Origin of the sequence: Bacillus bingmayongensis, assembly GCF_000299035.1 — a bacterium.
Taxonomy (GTDB): Bacteria; Bacillota; Bacilli; order Bacillales; family Bacillaceae_G; genus Bacillus_A; species Bacillus_A bingmayongensis.
Window position 1 is genome coordinate 31,224 of record NZ_JH921524.1, and the last position, 17,829, is coordinate 49,052.

Sequence of the window (17,829 nt, forward strand, 5' to 3'; positions counted from 1 at the left end):
CTAAAAAAGATCATGCATATCGCATGATCTTTTTTTGTTAAGAAATTGTAAATAAGTACAAAGCTTCTACAAAAACACCCTATATTTTTCGAATTTTCCGTCCTTTATAAGTGTTTATTTTTAACAACTTGTATATATATAGGTTTATTTCAAATAAAAAGTCGAACGATTATATGGGCGTGGACTGTTGTTTTGACAAAAATCCCAATAATCATCTTTTATAATGATAGTAATTAAACTATGCAGGTGGTGTTAAAAATATGCCAAAAGCAGGAAGGAATACTGTGAACACAAGTACACTGGCTATGAATGATGGGCAACTCAGATCGATAACATGGACAAGCAAGTTGAAAGTGAAGTTAGAGCAAGTTTTCTTTAGATGGGGATTTGTTATTGCTGTAATCGGTTTTCTTTTAGGACGAGCATATATATTAACGAACATTTTACCGTTTGCACTACCATTTTTTGCTGCTGTTTATGTAATGAAACGTGATAAGATGCCACTCGCATTTCTTGCCCTTATGGGTGGTGCGCTTTCCGTTTCACTAGACAATTTGTTTTTTGCCTTTGCATCTATTTTTACTTTCTTCATTTATAATATCTTCTTTAGTCGATTTACACGTAAAATTGTTGGACTTGTACCATTTCAAGTATTTATCTCCGCATTAACCGCACATCTCGTTGTTGTTTACTTCGCGCAGCAAACCGTCACTATGTATGATTTACTCGTAAGCACCATTGAAGCAGGACTTAGTTTTGTTTTAACAATGATTTTTCTGCAAAGTGTACCATTATTAACAGAAAGAAAAGGAAAACAACAAGCGTTAGAAACGGAAGAAATTGTTTGTTTAATTATATTACTTGCATCTGTATTAACAGGTACAACAGATTGGTTTATTTATGACGCTTCAATTCAACATATTTTCACTAGATATTTAGTATTATTATTTGCTTTTGTTGCAGGTGCAGCTACTGGTTCAACAGTAGGGGTTGTTACAGGATTGATATTGAGTTTAGCGAACGTAGGTAGTTTATCTCAACTTAGTCTATTAGCCTTTTCGGGGTTGCTTGGTGGATTATTAAAAGAAGGGAAGCGTCTTGGAGTTAGTTTGGGATTGTTAATTGGTACAAGTTTAATTACGTTATACGTCGATAAGCAAGTAAATATTATAACAACTTTAATGGAATCTGGAGTAGCGATAGGACTCTTTCTACTAACACCAAAGTTAATTATTGATCGGCTTGCAAAATTTATGCCAGGAACACAAGAGCATTCTCATGATCAACAACAATATTTACGGAGAATGCGAGATGTTACAGCAAATAAAATTAATCAATTTGCAAATGTATTTTCTGCATTATCCAATAGTTTTTCGGTATATGGATATGTGGAGGAAGAGGATAAAGAAACAGAGGCTGATTTATTTTTAAGTACAATTACAGCAAAGACATGCCAATCATGTTTTAAAAAGGATCAATGCTGGGTAGTGAATTTTGATAAAACATATGATTATATGAAACAAATTATGAATGAAACAGAAGAAGGAACACTTCAACATAACCGTAAGTTGGTTCGTGAATGGGAAAAGCACTGTGTAAGAGGAAAAAAGGTAACAGATTTAATGGCAGGAGAATTAGGTCATTTCTATGAGGGGCAAAAGTTACGAAAACAAATGAAAGAGAATCGTAGGATTGTTGCAGAACAATTATTAGGTGTTTCAAAAGTAATGGAAGATTTCGCGAAAGAAATTCAGCGTGAACGGGAAAATCACCAGGTGCAGGAAGAGCGAATTTTACAAGCGTTTCGTGACTTTGGTGTCGAGGTGGAACATGTTGATATTTATTGTCTAGATAGAGGGAATATTGATATTGAAATGATGATTCCGGCAGCATCTAATCAACATGGTGAATGTGAAAAGTTAGTTGCGCCAATGCTTTCGGATATTTTAAAAGAAAATATTATTGTTAAACATGAAGAACCCTCTGCTTATCCAAATGGTCATAGCATGATATCTTTTGGGTCAGCGAAAACATTTTTTCTTGATACAGGGCTTGCTACAGCGGCAAAAGGAGGCGGATTTGTATCAGGAGATTCGTATGCAATGATGGATTTAAGTGTTGGAAAATATGCTCTTGCTATTAGTGACGGAATGGGCAATGGACAAAGGGCACATATGGAAAGTAAGGAAACGGTAAAATTGTTACAAAAAATATTGCAATCTGGTATTGATGAAGAAATTGCCATTAAGTCTATTAACTCAATTCTTTCATTGAGAACGACAGAAGAAATGTTTACGACGCTGGATTTAGCTATGGTAGATTTACGTGATGCAAGTGCTAAGTTTTTAAAAATTGGTTCAACGCCAAGCTTTGTAAAACGTGGAAATAATGTTTTTAAAATAGAAGCAAGCAATTTGCCTATGGGAATCATTGAGGATGTTGAGGTAGATGTTGTTGGTGAACAGTTAAAAACAGAGGATATTCTAATTATGATGAGCGATGGGATTTTTGAAGGAGCACAGCATGTGGAAAACCATGAATTATGGATGAAGCGTAAAATTAAAGAACTACAAACAGATGATCCGCAAGAAATTGCTGATATTATTATGGAAGAGGTCATTCGATCTAGTGATGGATATATCAATGACGATATGACGATTGTCGTTGCAAAGGTAAAGAAGAATATGCCAAAGTGGGCTACGATTCCAATTATGGGTAAACAAGCGCAATAGGGGAATGGGAATTTTCTCAGTGTGGTTATGAGGTCTAGGTTGATACCTAGGCTTTTTTTTATAGAAGAAAGTAGTTTCATTCTTCTTATGAAGATAGGGGAAGAATGTAAGATAAAAATGTGAATTTTGTACATCTTTTTTTTGCACAAAGTTTGTAAAAGTTGTACCATTATAAGCAAGGTAAAGTATGTTATTGTTTGCTTTTAACGAAAGGTGATTGCGAAGTTGAAAGATACATTTGTTGAAAAGGTAGATGAGTTTGCAAAGTGGCATGATGTATTAGAGGAACATTCGACAATTGTTGTAGGAGTTTCTGGAGGCCCTGATTCTTTAGCTCTTTTATATTATTTATTAGAGAAAAGGGAAGAGAAGAAATTGAAGATTGTAGTCGCGCATGTGGATCACATGTTTAGAGGAGATGAATCCTATGAAGATTTACAATTTGTAGAAAATCTTTGCTGGAAGATCGGGGTTATTTGCGAAACGATAAGAATTAATGTATCGCAATATCAACAGCAATATGGAATGAATGCACAGGTGGCTGCTAGGGAATGCCGATATGCATTTTTGGAAAGAATAATGAAGAAATATGATGCGCCGTATGTAGCTCTTGGGCATCATGGAGATGATCAAGTGGAGACGATTTTAATGCGTCTTGTCCGGGGGAGTACTCCGAAGGGTTATACTGGAATTGCTGTAAAACGCCCTTTCCATAGTGGATATTTAATTAGACCTTTATTAGCTGTAACAAAGGAAGAGATTAATGCTTATTGTAATAGGATAGGAATTACGCCACGTATGGATCCGAGTAATGAAAAGGAAGTATATACGAGGAATCGATTACGTAAGCATGTTCTACCTTATTTAAAAGAGGAAAATCCGCATGTGCATGAGCAATTCCAAAAATTTAGTGTACTTATGCAAGAGGATGAGGCGTATTTGCAGGAATTAGCTTTTGAAAAGATGAATAAAGTAATTACAAAAAAAGGTGATAAACACATCGTCTTATCAATTCCTGCCTTTGAATCCATGTCTATGCCTTTACAAAGGCGAGGGATTCAACTAATATTAAACTATCTTTATGAATACAAGATTCCGTCTTCGCTTTCTTCTATACATATTGACAAAGTTATTGCATTTTTTAAACGGACACATCCTTCAGGATCACTTGATTTTCCTGGTGGCCTAAAAATTGTTCGTACATATGAAGAATGTAGTTTCCGATTTGAGCAAGAAATTGTTTTTCCTTTTTCACAAGTCTTATCAGTACCAGGTGCCATTACATTAGCAAACGGGGATGAACTTGTAGCAGAAGTAAATGAGGAATTACCAAGCAGCATGAATGAAACCGTATTTGTTGCTAAGTATAATGATATATCATATCCTCTTCTTATCCGCTCTAGAGAAAATGGAGATCGCATGTCAATAAAAGGTATGAGTGGTACAAAAAAGATAAAAGCTATTTTTATTGAAGCAAAAGTACCGAAAGAAAAAAGAGAAGAGTGGCCGATTGTTTGTGATGCAAGCGGGAGTATTATTTGGGTTCCATTGTTGAAACAATCTGCATTTGCTATTTCAAATGGAACAGCAGATAAGGATAAATATATTATTATTCACTACAAAAGCAAGGAGTCTTCCAGGAGGATAACGAAATGATGAATCAAGATATCGAAAAAGTATTAATTTCCGAAGAACAAATACAAGAAAAGGTGCATGAGCTAGGTGCAATTATTGCAGAGGATTACAAAAATACAGTACCTCTTGCAATTGGTGTATTAAAGGGTGCAATGCCATTTATGGCAGATTTATTAAAAAGAACAGATACATATCTTGAAATGGATTTTATGGCTGTTTCTAGCTACGGTCATTCTACAGTTTCAACAGGTGAAGTGAAAATTTTAAAAGATCTTGATACTTCTGTAGAAGGTCGCGATATTTTAATCGTTGAAGATATTATTGATAGTGGTCTTACATTAAGCTATTTAGTGGACCTATTCAAATATCGTAAGGCGAAATCTGTAAAGATTGTTACGCTACTAGATAAGCCAACTGGCCGCAAAGTCGACCTAAAAGCAGATTATGTTGGATTTACTGTTCCTCATGAATTTGTTGTAGGATATGGCTTAGATTATAAGGAGCAATATCGTAATCTTCCTTATGTTGGAGTGTTAAAACCAAGCGTTTACTCAAATTAATTAAATACAGGCGTTATAATTGTATAGGAAAGTTTTTCTATGTTACGATTTACTATAGTGTTTATGCCGTGAGAGGAGGTTAGGAATGAATCGTATCTTCCGTAATACCATCTTTTATTTACTGATATTCTTAGTAGTAATTGGAATCGTGAGCTATTTTAATGGTTCGACGCAAAAAACGACATCAGTTAGCTACGATAAATTCATTACTAAACTTGAAAAAGGTGAAGTGCGTAATGTGCAGCTTCAACCGAAAAATGGTGTGTTTGAGGTAAAAGGACAATTTAGCAATGCTAGCCAGGAAGAGCAATTTGTTACTTATGCACCAAATACTGAAGAATTACAAAAGAAAATTAATGACAAAGCGCAAGGTGCTGAAGTGAAGTATCAACCGGCAGAGGAAACAAGTGCTTGGGTGACATTCTTTACTTCTATCATTCCGTTTGTGATTATCTTCATTTTATTCTTCTTCCTACTAAACCAAGCTCAGGGCGGTGGTAGCCGTGTTATGAACTTCGGGAAAAGTAAGGCGAAGTTATACAATGATGAAAAGAAAAAAGTACGCTTCAGAGATGTAGCTGGAGCAGACGAAGAGAAACAAGAGCTTGTTGAGGTAGTAGAATTCTTAAAAGACCCTCGTAAATTTGCTGAGGTTGGTGCCCGTATTCCTAAGGGTGTTCTATTAGTTGGACCTCCAGGTACAGGTAAAACATTGCTTGCACGTGCTGTTGCAGGTGAAGCTGGCGTTCCTTTCTTCTCTATTAGTGGTTCTGATTTCGTAGAGATGTTCGTCGGTGTCGGTGCTTCCCGTGTACGTGATTTATTTGAAAATGCGAAGAAAAATGCTCCTTGTATCATTTTTATCGATGAAATTGATGCGGTAGGTCGTCAACGTGGGGCAGGTCTTGGCGGTGGTCACGATGAGCGTGAACAAACGTTAAACCAACTTCTTGTTGAAATGGATGGATTCGGTGCAAATGAAGGTATTATTATCATCGCTGCAACAAACCGTCCTGATATTCTTGATCCAGCGTTATTACGTCCAGGACGTTTTGACCGTCAAATTACAGTGGATCGTCCAGATGTAAATGGACGTGAGGCAGTACTGAAAGTACATGCTCGTAATAAACCACTTGATGAAGATATCAATTTAAGAGCGATTGCAACTCGTACACCAGGATTTTCTGGTGCAGATCTTGAAAACTTATTAAACGAAGCTGCATTAGTAGCTGCGCGTCAAGATAAAAAGAAAATTGACATGTCTGATATTGATGAAGCGACGGATCGTGTTATTGCAGGTCCTGCTAAGAAAAGTCGTGTTATTTCTGAAAAAGAACGTAATATTGTTGCATTCCATGAAGCGGGTCACACTGTAATTGGTGTTGTGCTTGATGAGGCGGATATCGTTCATAAAGTAACAATTGTCCCTCGTGGTCAAGCTGGTGGATATGCGGTAATGCTTCCAAAAGAAGATCGTTACTTCATGACAAAACCAGAATTACTTGATAAAATCACTGGTTTACTTGGTGGACGTGTGGCCGAGGAAATTGTATTTGGTGAAGTAAGTACAGGAGCTCACAACGACTTCCAGCGTGCGACTGGCATTGCAAGACGTATGGTAACGGAATTTGGTATGAGTGATAAGCTTGGGCCGATGCAGTTTGGTAGCTCACAAGGTGGTCAGGTGTTCTTAGGAAGAGACTTCCATTCAGAACAAAACTACAGTGATGCAATTGCACATGACATCGATGTAGAAATGCAAACGATTATGAAAGAATGTTATGCTCGTGCAAAACAAATTCTTACTGAAAAACGTGATAAGCTTGATATTATTGCGAAAACGTTACTTGAAGTGGAAACATTAGATGCAGAGCAAATTAATCATTTATATGATTATGGAGTTTTACCTGAGCGTAAAAAGTCTTCTGAAGATGTGAAAGTGAATATCACTATGAAAAAAGATGATGAGAACGCAGAAGATAAATAAGAAATGAAGGAGTGACAATAGTCACTCCTTTTTTTCTATGTTGAGGAAATTGTGTACTTGTATATAAATTTGAATCTTCTTTGCATTAAAAATTGAAATAGTGAACGATCTTTTTGTAAAATGATGAAGATGGAAAAACGGATTATATAGGTATGTATGATATGATGGCATTATCAGTTTTGTACATACTGCACAAATATAGATTAAATAAGATAAGTGGTGAGAATATGATTTTTGTATTGGATGTAGGGAATACAAATGCGGTGCTTGGTGTATTTGAAGATGGGAAACTTCGTCAGCATTGGCGTATGGAGACTGATCGTCATAAAACAGAAGATGAATATGGGATGTTAGTAAAACAGTTACTTGAACATGAGGGCCTTTCTTTTCAAGATGTGAAAGGAATTATTGTTTCCTCTGTTGTACCACCGATTATGTTTGCCTTAGAGCGTATGTGTGAGAAGTATTTCAAAATTAAACCTCTTGTAGTGGGGCCGGGAATAAAGACAGGTTTAAATATTAAATATGAAAATCCACGTGAGGTTGGAGCGGATCGTATTGTAAATGCTGTAGCTGGTATCCAATTATATGGAAGTCCGCTTATTATTGTCGATTTTGGTACAGCGACTACATATTGTTATATTAATGAGAATAAGCATTATATGGGCGGTGTAATTACACCGGGTATTATGATTTCGGCAGAGGCATTATACAGTAGGGCGGCTAAACTTCCTCGTATTGAAATTACAAAACCGAGTAGCGTTGTTGGAAAAAATACGATAAGTGCAATGCAATCTGGCATTCTTTATGGATATGTTGGACAAGTGGAAGGTATTGTGAAGCGCATGAAGGAAGAAGCTAAACAAGAACCGAAAGTTATTGCAACTGGTGGATTAGCGAAGTTAATTGCAGAAGAATCTAATGTAATTGACATTGTAGATCCGTTTTTAACATTAAAAGGCTTGCATATGTTATATGAACGTAATGCAAATTTACAACATGAGAAGGGTGAATAAGTAGGTATGAAAGATTATTTAGTAAAAGCATTAGCGTTTGATGGAGAAGTTCGTGCGTATAGTGTGCGTACAACAAATACGGTAAGTGAGGCGCAAAGACGTCATGATACATGGAGAACTGCTTCAGCAGCACTTGGGCGTTCGTTAACAGCTGGTGCGATGATGGGAGCTATGCTAAAAGGTGATCAGAAGCTAACAATTAAGGTAGAAGGAAATGGCCCGCTTGGTCCAATCTTAGTGGATGCTCATGCAAATGGAGAAGTCCGTGGATATGTAACGAATCCGCACGTTGATTTTGAAGCAACAGAGCAAGGGAAATTACGCGTGTATCAAGCGGTAGGTACAGAAGGTTTCTTAACGGTAATTAAAGATATCGGCATGAGGGAACCATTTATCGGACAATCTCCAATTGTTTCAGGTGAATTAGGGGAAGACTTCACGTACTATTTTGCTGTTTCTGAGCAAACGCCTTCTTCTGTTGGTGTTGGTGTACTTGTAAATGGGGATGATAGCATATTAGCGGCTGGTGGATTTATTCTGCAAATTATGCCAGGAGCACAGGAAGAGACGATTTCATTTATTGAAGAACGTTTGCAAAAAATCCCACCTGTTTCAAAGTTAATTGAACAAGGTCTTTCGCCAGAAGAGTTACTGTATGAAGTATTAGGGGAAGATAAAGTAAAAGTACTAGAAACAATGGATGTTCAATTTAACTGTACATGTTCTCGTGAGCGTATTGAGACGGTGCTAATTAGTCTTGGTAAGGAAGAATTACAACAAGTTCGTGAAGAAGAAGATGAAACAGAAGTGCATTGTCATTTCTGTAATGAAAGATATAAGTTCTCTAAAGAAGATATTACCAATATAATTAATAGTCTATAAATCAGAAATAATTTCTACCAATTGTCAATCATCCGAATAGATTGACAAGTAAGAAAAATTCTGCCAAAATTAAAATGTAGATAAAACCAATAAAAATACTCGGTGTTAGGAGTGACAGGAATGCGAGTGGCACAATCAGTTTCAGAATTAATCGGGAAAACGCCGATCGTTAAGTTGAACCGCATCGTAGAGCAAGACAGCGCAGACATTTACTTAAAATTAGAATTTATGAATCCCGGAAGTAGCGTAAAGGATCGTATTGCACTATCTATGATCGAAGCTGCTGAACAAAAAGGATTATTAAAAGAGGGCGATACAATTATTGAACCAACGAGTGGTAACACGGGAATTGGTTTAGCGATGGTAGCGGCTGCAAAAGGATATAAGGCAATTTTAGTAATGCCAGAAACAATGAGTGTGGAACGTCGTAATTTATTACGTGCTTATGGCGCTGAATTAGTGTTGACTCCAGGACCAGAAGGAATGGGCGGTGCAATCCGTAAAGCAACTGAATTAGCAAAAGAGCATGGTTACTTTATACCGCAACAATTCCAAAACCCAGCTAATCCAGAAATTCACCGTTTGACAACAGGGCCGGAAATCGTTGAGCAAATGGGTGATCAATTAGATGCGTTTATTGCAGGTATTGGTACTGGTGGAACAATCACAGGTGCTGGTGAGGTTTTAAAAGAAAAATATGAAGGTATTAAAATTTATGCGGTAGAACCTGCAGATTCACCGGTGTTATCAGGTGGGAAACCAGGACCGCATAAGATTCAAGGTATCGGAGCTGGATTTGTTCCGGGAACATTGGATGTAGAAGTATATGATGAAGTGATTCAAGTTAAAACAGAGCAAGCATTCGAGTATGCGAGAAGAGTAGCTCGTGAAGAAGGGATTTTAGTTGGTATTTCTTCAGGTGCTGTCATTTATGCTGCGACAGAAGTAGCGAAAAAACTTGGTAAAGGGAAAAAGGTACTTGTTGTTATTCCAAGTAATGGTGAGCGTTATTTAAGCACACCGCTTTATCAATTTGAATCATAATTAGTATGGTTAAGAAAAAGCATTCCTGAAAAGGGATGCTTTTTCTTTTTTCGTTTGAAAATAGGAAAAGAGTGAATGACTAGAAAACTTCATGTAAAATAAGTAGTAGTAAAGTTAAATTATTTTCACTAGCTCCCAAGGGCGATTATTTCATACTAACCATCTGTGATTTGAGATGATAGGTCTAAGGGAGTGGGATAAAAGAAGACGGGGTGTTGATATGCAGCAAAGAAAATCTTTAGCGCTTTCTATTCCATATCAGTTAGATTTTTTTAAGCAGTATAAGTTTCTTTCTCAGAATAAGAATCAACATATTTTATTAGAAAGTGGACGCGGGGGTCGCTATAGTATTGTGGGACTTGATCCTGTAGCGGTGATTCAGGGGAAGAATGAAACGTTACATATAAGTGAAAGCGGTAAGGAAACAATAGAACAAGGTAATCCTTTAGATTTAATGCAAAAGTATATGAAACGATGGGAAACGGATCATAATCCAGACTATCCACCGTTTCAAGGCGGTGCAATCGGATATTTTAGTTACGACTGTATCCGTTATATTGAGAAACTTCCTTCCTTTGCAGAGGATGATGTGGATATACCTGATATATTCTTTTTATTATTTGATGAGGTGTTTGTGTATGATCACCAAGAGAAAGTATTGTGGATTATTACGCATTATATAGATGAACGTGAAGAAGCAGAAAGTCGTTTGAATGAATGGAAGAGCCTTTGGGTGAAAGAAGCTCCTGAAGTTAAAGTGCCGTTTGAATGTCCTGAAAATAGAAATGAAGCGGTAGCTTTTACAGAAGAAGGATTTATGAAAGCTGTTCAGCGTATTCAAGAATATATTGGGGCTGGAGATGTGTTTCAAGTGAACTTGTCTACAAGACAAGAGAAAACATTACAAACACACCCGCTAGAGATTTATACGAGCCTTCGTGAAATTAATCCATCACCATATATGGGATACTTAGAACTTGGGGATTTTCAAATTGTTAGCGGTTCACCGGAATTGTTAATTAAAAAGCAAGGGAACGAAGTAAGTACAAGGCCAATTGCAGGAACACGTTCTCGTGGGAAAAATGAACAAGAAGATGAAAGTTTGGCGAAAGAGTTGATTGAAAACGAAAAGGAACGCGCAGAACACGTGATGCTTGTAGATTTAGAACGTAATGACTTAGGGCGAGTTTGTAAGTATGGAACTGTAGAAGTAGATGAATTTATGGTGATTGAAAAATACTCGCATGTTATGCATATAGTTTCAAACGTTCGTGGTGAGGCCCGAGAAGATAAGGATGCTTTTGATTTAGTGCGAGCTGTGTTTCCTGGTGGAACGATTACGGGTGCGCCAAAAATCCGTACGATGGAAATTATCGAAGAATTAGAGCCTGTTCGCCGTGGAATTTATACAGGTTCAATAGGGTGGATTGGTTACTCAGGAGATATGGAATTAAATATTGTGATTCGTACGCTTCTTGCAAAAGACGGTCAAGCGTATGTGCAGGCCGGGGCAGGAATTGTAATTGATTCAAATCCGGAAAATGAGTATAAAGAATCGTTGAAAAAAGCAATCGCCTTATGGCGTGCAAAAGAAAGCAGCGAAGAAACGGTTAGGTGAGAGAAATGATATTGATGATTGATAATTATGATTCTTTTACATTTAATTTAGTGCAATTTCTTGGAGAACTGGGACAAGAGCTTGTTGTTAAACGTAATGATGAAGTTACAATTTCAGATATTGAACAAATGAAACCGGACTTTTTAATGATTTCACCAGGACCTTGTAGTCCGAATGAAGCTGGTATAAGTATGGATGTTATTAAATATTTCGCGGGAAAGATTCCTATTTTTGGTGTGTGTCTAGGTCATCAATCGATCGCGCAAGTATTTGGAGGGGATGTTGTTCGCGCGGAACGTTTAATGCATGGGAAAACGTCACCAATGTACCATGATGGGAAAACAATTTTCTCCGAAATACCAAATCCATTTACAGCGACACGTTACCACTCTCTCATTGTGAAAAAAGAAACATTGCCAGAATGTTTAGAAGTGACATCTTGGACAGAAGAGGGAGAAATTATGGCGCTTCGTCATAAAACATTGCCAATTGAAGGGGTACAATTCCATCCGGAGTCCATTATGACTTCTCATGGAAAAGAGTTACTACAAAACTTTATTCGTAGTTATAGTCCGAGTGTATCGTCATGTTAATTTATGTGAACGGTGCATATGTAGAAGCGAGTGAGGCGAAAATCTCTCCTTATGACCATGGATATTTATATGGACTGGGGGTTTTTGAGACATTTCGTATTTATAGTGGTCATCCATTTTTATTAGATGATCACTATGAACGTTTAATGGGTGCTCTTTCTACTTTGCAAATCGAATGGACGATGACGAAAGATGATGTGCTACGTGTTTTACAGGAGTTACTCATAAGGAACGAGCTGGAACATGCGTATATTCGCTTTAATGTATCGGCTGGTGTAGATGAAATAGGTTTACAAACAGGGGTTTATGAAGAGCCTTCTGTTATTGTGTTTATAAAGCCTTTGGCGGCACCTGGTATAGTGGTGGAAAAGGAAGGTGTTATTTTGAAGCAAACGCGAAATACACCGGAGGGGGCGTTTCGCTTAAAGTCCCATCATTATTTAAATAACATTTTAGGAAAACGTGAAATTGGAAATGTTGTGAGTAAAGAAGGGATTTTCTTTACTGAAGCAGGTCATGCAGCCGAGGGGATTGTTTCGAATCTCTTTTTTGTAAAGGGGGGCGTTTTATATACGCCTTCACTTGAAACTGGGATTTTAAATGGAATCACTCGTGCTTTTATTATAAAGATTGCTGAAGTATTGGATGTGCATGTGGAAGAAGGCTTCTTTACGCAAAAGGAGCTGCTTTCCGCTGATGAGGTGTTTGTAACAAATTCTATTCAAGAAATTGTCCCGCTTAATCGGATTGGAGAAAATGATTTCCCTGGTAAAGAAGGAAAGGTTACAAAGTCTCTAATGCGTGTATATGAAATGCATAGGGAAAATCTTTGGTGCCGAAATGAACTGCGAAGAGGAGATGTGTAGTGTGAAGTGGGATTATGATTTGCGCTGTGGCGAATATACATTAAATTTAAATAAAAAGACGTTAATCATGGGGATTTTAAATGTTACACCAGATTCATTCTCAGATGGTGGGAACTACGATGAGGTGAACGCAGCTGTAAGTCATGCGAGAGAAATGGTGGACAGCGGTGCTGATATTATTGATATTGGTGGAGAATCAACTCGTCCTGGCTTCGCGAAAGTTTCGGTGGAAGAAGAATTAGGACGCGTAATTCCAATGATTCGAGCGGTTTCGAAAGAAGTGAAAGTGCCTATTTCTATCGATACGTATAAAGCTGAAGTAGCTAAGCAAGCAATTGAAGCAGGTGCCCATGTTATTAATGATATCTGGGGAGCGAAGGCCGAACCGAAAATTGCAGAAGTTGCAGCGCATTATAATGTGCCGATTATTTTAATGCATAATCGTGAGAATACAAATTATCGCAACCTTATGGCAGATATGATTGCGGATTTATATGAGAGTGTTAAAATTGCAAAAGGTGCAGGTGTACCGGATGAAAATATCATTTTAGATCCAGGTATCGGTTTTGCGAAGACGCCAGAACAAAACTTAGAAGCGATGCGTAATTTAGAGCAGTTACATGTATTAGGGTATCCAGTTCTTCTTGCAACTTCGAGAAAATCATTTATCGGTCATGTTTTAGATTTACCGGTAGAGGAACGTGTAGAAGGGACAGGAGCGTCAATTTGTCTTGGCATTGAAAAAGGTTGTGAAATGATCCGTGTTCATGATGTAAAGGAAATGGCGCGTATGGCAAAGATGATGGATGCGATGATTGGTAAGGGGGTAAAATGATTGGATAAAATTTATATCCATGACATGGAGTTTTATGGATACCACGGTGTGTTTCCAGAAGAGAATAAATTGGGACAAAGATTTAAAGTGGATTTAACAGTGGAGCTGGATTTAAAGAAAGCGGGCGAAAGTGACAACCTAGAGCATTCAGTAAACTATGGGGAGCTTTTTGAACTTTGTAGACAAGTGGTTGAGGATCAAACATACAAGCTTGTAGAAAGTATTGCAGAAAATATAGCGGCGAATATATTGGATCAGTACGTAAGTATTTTGCGATGTACAGTAAAGGTTGTTAAACCGGATCCACCAATACCGGGGCATTACCGTGCTGTGGCGGTAGAAATTACGAGAGAACGCCCATGAAAAATGTTGTATACGTTGCGTTAGGGTCAAATATTGGTGATCGTTATGCTTATTTATTACAAGCGATTGAGCTGTTAAATAAAAATCCTCATATTCAAGTGGAGGATGTCTCTTCTGTATATGAAACAGATCCGGTTGGATATACAGATCAAAATCGTTTTTTAAATCTAGTTATAAAAATTTCTACCAATTTACTGCCGCAAGAATTGTTGAAAGTAACGCAAAAGGTTGAGATTGATTTAGGAAGAAAAAGGGAAATTAGATGGGGGCCGCGAACCGTTGACCTTGACGTTTTGCTCTATAATCAAGAAAATATTGAAGCAGAGAATCTTATTGTTCCGCATCCGCGGATGTTCGAAAGAGCTTTTGTTATCGTTCCGTTGTTAGAGATTAATCAAGATATAAAACAAAACATTTCACGTTCACAAGTAGATGAAATGAAAAGGCGAGAGGGAGTAACGGTATGGAAGCAGAAAAATGGGGAAGACGCATTCGTGCTTTTCGGAAGTTAAAAGGTTATACGCAAGAAGGTTTTGCAAAAGAATTAGGGGTATCTGTATCCGTTTTAGGAGAAGTTGAGAGAGGGAATAGAACCCCTTCTCAAGATTTTGTAGTAGAAGTTGCTAAGACATTAAATATTTCAATAGACGAATTAATGCCTAAGTGAGGATAGAGGGAGGAGATAGTCGAGTGTTAAAGATTGCAAACATTGAGATGAAGAATCCAGTTGTACTAGCACCGATGGCGGGAGTGTGTAACTCTGCATTTCGTTTAACAGTGAAAGAATTTGGTGCAGGTTTAGTATGTGCTGAAATGGTAAGTGATAAGGCGATTTTATTTAATAACCAAAAAACATTAGATATGTTATATATCGATGAGAGAGAGAAACCGCTAAGTTTACAAATTTTTGGTGGTGAGAAAGAAACGCTTGTTGATGCTGCGAAATATGTAGATAAAAACACAACAGCGGATATTATCGATATCAATATGGGTTGCCCAGTTCCGAAAATTACGAAGTGTGATGCTGGTGCAAAGTGGTTATTAGATCCAGATAAAGTATATGAGATGGTAGCGGCAGTTGTAGATGCTGTTGAAAAGCCAGTTACAGTTAAAATGCGTATTGGTTGGGATGAAGACCACATTTTCGCAATTGAAAATGCTAGAGCTGTTGAACGCGCAGGCGGTCAAGCGGTAGCGGTTCATGGCCGTACACGTGTTCAAATGTATGAAGGGAAAGCAGATTGGGACATCATTAAACAAGTAAAACAATCTGTAAATATTCCTGTTATCGGAAATGGTGATGTAGAAACACCTCAAGATGCGAAACGTATGCTTGATGAAGTTGGTGTTGATGGTGTTATGATTGGCCGAGCGGCCCTTGGTAATCCTTGGATGATTTATCGTACGGTAAAGTACTTAGAAACAGGGGAGTTATTACCGGAACCAACAGTGCGTGAGAAGATAGATGTATGTATGCTTCACTTAGATCGTCTTATTGACCTGAAAAATGAATATATTGCAGTAAGGGAAATGAGAAAGCACGCAGCTTGGTATTTAAAAGGTGTTCGAGGTAATGCAAGAGTGCGTAATGCGATCAATACGTGCAATACGCGTGAAGACCTTGCTTCCTTACTAGGAGCATTTGTAGAAGAAGTAGAAGTGAAACAGAAAACAATTCACGTTGGTTAAAAGGAGGAAAGAGAGAACGTTTGACATTCCTTCTCTCACTACCTATAATTACGTGAAAGAAAGAAGAACTGCCAGTATACTACTGGCAGTTTTTCTAGTTGAGTAGAAAATGATATACTGTATATATTGTAAAATTTAATAGAGCTGGAGTGATATCAATACCATGGATAACATGAACCACGAAGAATTAAATGACCAATTGCTTGTTCGTCGCGAGAAGTTACATAACTTACGTGAACAAGGGATTGATCCGTTTGGTAAACGTTTTGAACGTACAAATTCAACGAAAGAATTATTAAACTTGTATGGAGAGTTCTCTAAAGAAGAATTAGAAGAGAAAGAAATCTCTGTTTCTATTGCTGGGCGTATTATGACAAAGCGCGGTAAAGGGAAAGCAGGTTTTGCACATATTCAAGATTTACACGGACAAGTTCAAATCTATGTTCGTAAAGATGCTGTTGGAGATGAACAGTATGAATTATTTAAGACAGCTGACTTAGGTGATTTAGTAGGGATTGAAGGGAAAGTTTTCAAAACGAACGTAGGCGAGCTTTCTGTGAAAGCAACAGGCTTTACGTTATTAACGAAAGCTCTTCGTCCACTTCCAGATAAATACCATGGATTGAAAGATGTTGAACAACGCTACCGTCAACGTTACTTAGATTTAATTACAAGCATGGAGAGCCGTGAAACATTTGTTACTCGTAGTAAAATCATTCGTGAAATGAGAAGATACTTAGATGATAATGGCTACCTTGAAGTAGAAACACCAATGATGCATGCGATTGCGGGTGGTGCTTCTGCTCGTCCGTTCATTACACATCATAATGCGTTAGATATGGAACTATATATGCGTATTGCAATTGAGTTACATTTAAAGCGCCTTATTGTAGGCGGTTTAGAGAAAGTATACGAAATTGGCCGTGTATTCCGTAATGAAGGTGTATCAACACGTCATAATCCTGAATTTACAATGATTGAATTATATGAAGCGTATGCTGATTATAAAGATATTATGAAACTAACAGAAAATATGATTGCTCATATTGCAAAACAAGTGTTAGGTACAACAACAATCCAGTACGGTGAACAAGAAATTAATTTAGAGCCAGAATGGACACGTCTTCATATGGTAGATGCAATTAAACAATATTCTGGAGCAGATTTCTGGAATCCGATGAGTGTAGAAGAAGCGCGTGCATTAGCGAAGGAGCATGGTGTAGAAATTAAAGATACAATGGAAGTTGGTCATATTATTAATGAATTCTTCGAGCAAAAGGTAGAAGAAAAGTTAATCCAACCTACATTTATCTATGGTCACCCAGTGGAAATTTCTCCTCTTGCGAAAAAGAATGATGAAGATCCACGCTTTACAGATCGTTTCGAGTTATTCATTGTTGCTCGTGAGCATGCAAATGCATTTACAGAATTAAATGATCCAATCGATCAAAAAGAACGTTTTGAAGCGCAATTAAAAGAGCGAGAGCAAGGTAACGATGAAGCACATATGATGGACGATGATTATATCGAAGCGCTTGAGTACGGTATGCCTCCTACAGGTGGACTTGGAATTGGTATTGACCGTCTTGTTATGCTATTAACAAATGCGCCATCTATTCGTGATGTGCTGTTATTCCCGGCGATGCGTCATAAGCAAGACTAAACTAAGCTTTGGAGATTTCTCCAAAGCTTTTCTTTTTTGAATTTTGTTTTCTAATATAGTGAAGTTTAAATGATTCATTTACTATATAGAAGAAAGATGCTTTTATATAGGAGATTAATACTATTGTTATACTTTTTTACTAGGTTTAAAATTTTATTGAAAAAACTATTGCATTTTAATAAATGAACTGGTATATTTATATTCGTTGTCACGAAAGACAACAAAAGAAACAAACGAAAACAACTTTTTAAATAAAAAAGTTGTTGACGAAAATATAACGAAATGTTATATTAATAAAGTCGCTTCGGCGGCAATGAGTTCTTTGAAAACTGAACGAAACAAACAA

At 37.3% G+C, this 17,829-nt stretch carries 16 protein-coding genes; all 16 read left to right on the forward strand.

Annotation, left to right across the window (positions count from 1 at the left end; genetic code table 11):
* Window positions 1-260: 260 nt before the first annotated feature.
* The 16 genes from spoIIE to lysS all read left to right on the forward strand — a co-directional run bounded on the left by spoIIE (window position 261) and on the right by lysS (window position 17,483).
* Complete coding sequence (spoIIE, locus tag Y7E_RS0127515) at window positions 261-2,732, forward strand: stage II sporulation protein E (RefSeq protein ID WP_017154401.1); 2,472 nt, start codon at window positions 261-263, stop codon at window positions 2,730-2,732.
* 225 nt (window positions 2,733-2,957) lie between these two features.
* Window positions 2,958-4,388 carry a tRNA lysidine(34) synthetase TilS gene (gene tilS, locus Y7E_RS0127520; protein WP_017154402.1) on the forward strand — a complete coding sequence of 477 codons (1,431 nt, stop codon included), beginning with the start codon at window positions 2,958-2,960 and terminating at the stop codon, window positions 4,386-4,388.
* Window positions 4,385-4,927, forward strand: a complete 543-nt coding sequence (gene hpt, locus Y7E_RS0127525; RefSeq protein WP_000981837.1) for a hypoxanthine phosphoribosyltransferase — start codon at window positions 4,385-4,387, stop codon at window positions 4,925-4,927. Before tilS ends, hpt begins: the two co-directional genes overlap by 4 nt.
* A gap of 85 nt (window positions 4,928-5,012) precedes the next feature.
* Window positions 5,013-6,914 (forward strand): ATP-dependent zinc metalloprotease FtsH, encoded by a 1,902-nt coding sequence (ftsH, locus tag Y7E_RS0127530; protein WP_017154403.1) that lies wholly within the window; start codon window positions 5,013-5,015, stop codon window positions 6,912-6,914.
* Window positions 6,915-7,141: 227 nt separating this feature from the next.
* Window positions 7,142-7,930, forward strand: a complete 789-nt coding sequence (locus tag Y7E_RS0127535) for a type III pantothenate kinase (RefSeq protein WP_017154404.1) — start codon at window positions 7,142-7,144, stop codon at window positions 7,928-7,930.
* A 6-nt stretch (window positions 7,931-7,936) separates the two neighbouring features.
* Window positions 7,937-8,812 (forward strand): redox-regulated molecular chaperone HslO, encoded by an 876-nt coding sequence (gene hslO / locus Y7E_RS0127540; RefSeq protein WP_017154405.1) that lies wholly within the window; start codon window positions 7,937-7,939, stop codon window positions 8,810-8,812.
* Between the two features lie 120 nt (window positions 8,813-8,932).
* A complete protein-coding gene (gene cysK / locus Y7E_RS0127545; protein WP_017154406.1) occupies window positions 8,933-9,856 on the forward strand; it encodes a cysteine synthase A in 924 nt (307 codons plus the stop codon).
* Window positions 9,857-10,076: 220 nt separating this feature from the next.
* Window positions 10,077-11,474, forward strand: coding sequence for an anthranilate synthase component I (trpE, locus tag Y7E_RS0127550; protein WP_017154407.1), 1,398 nt, complete (start codon window positions 10,077-10,079; stop codon window positions 11,472-11,474).
* Window positions 11,475-11,479: 5 nt separating this feature from the next.
* Complete coding sequence (pabA, locus tag Y7E_RS0127555) at window positions 11,480-12,067, forward strand: aminodeoxychorismate/anthranilate synthase component II (protein WP_026049377.1); 588 nt, start codon at window positions 11,480-11,482, stop codon at window positions 12,065-12,067.
* Window positions 12,061-12,933 carry an aminodeoxychorismate lyase gene (gene pabC, locus Y7E_RS0127560; protein ID WP_017154409.1) on the forward strand — a complete coding sequence of 291 codons (873 nt, stop codon included), beginning with the start codon at window positions 12,061-12,063 and terminating at the stop codon, window positions 12,931-12,933. The genes pabA and pabC overlap by 7 nt, the downstream gene beginning before the upstream one ends.
* Window positions 12,908-13,768: a dihydropteroate synthase gene (gene folP, locus Y7E_RS0127565; RefSeq protein ID WP_081584799.1), complete on the forward strand. Its 861-nt coding sequence runs from the start codon at window positions 12,908-12,910 to the stop codon at window positions 13,766-13,768. The genes pabC and folP overlap by 26 nt, the downstream gene beginning before the upstream one ends.
* The gene (folB, locus tag Y7E_RS0127570; RefSeq protein WP_017154411.1) at window positions 13,769-14,131 is read left to right on the forward strand and encodes a dihydroneopterin aldolase; all 363 of its coding nucleotides are present in this window, start codon (window positions 13,769-13,771) and stop codon (window positions 14,129-14,131) included.
* Window positions 14,128-14,643, forward strand: a complete 516-nt coding sequence (gene folK / locus Y7E_RS0127575; protein WP_017154412.1) for a 2-amino-4-hydroxy-6-hydroxymethyldihydropteridine diphosphokinase — start codon at window positions 14,128-14,130, stop codon at window positions 14,641-14,643. The genes folB and folK overlap by 4 nt, the downstream gene beginning before the upstream one ends.
* On the forward strand, window positions 14,595-14,798 hold the full coding sequence (locus Y7E_RS0127580) for a helix-turn-helix domain-containing protein (RefSeq protein WP_000387032.1): 204 nt from the start codon (window positions 14,595-14,597) through the stop codon (window positions 14,796-14,798). Before folK ends, Y7E_RS0127580 begins: the two co-directional genes overlap by 49 nt.
* Before the next feature lie 23 nt (window positions 14,799-14,821).
* Window positions 14,822-15,820: a tRNA dihydrouridine synthase DusB gene (dusB, locus tag Y7E_RS0127585; RefSeq protein WP_017154413.1), complete on the forward strand. Its 999-nt coding sequence runs from the start codon at window positions 14,822-14,824 to the stop codon at window positions 15,818-15,820.
* A 163-nt stretch (window positions 15,821-15,983) separates the two neighbouring features.
* The gene (gene lysS / locus Y7E_RS0127590) at window positions 15,984-17,483 is read left to right on the forward strand and encodes a lysine--tRNA ligase (protein ID WP_017154414.1); all 1,500 of its coding nucleotides are present in this window, start codon (window positions 15,984-15,986) and stop codon (window positions 17,481-17,483) included.
* Window positions 17,484-17,829: the final 346 nt, after the last annotated feature.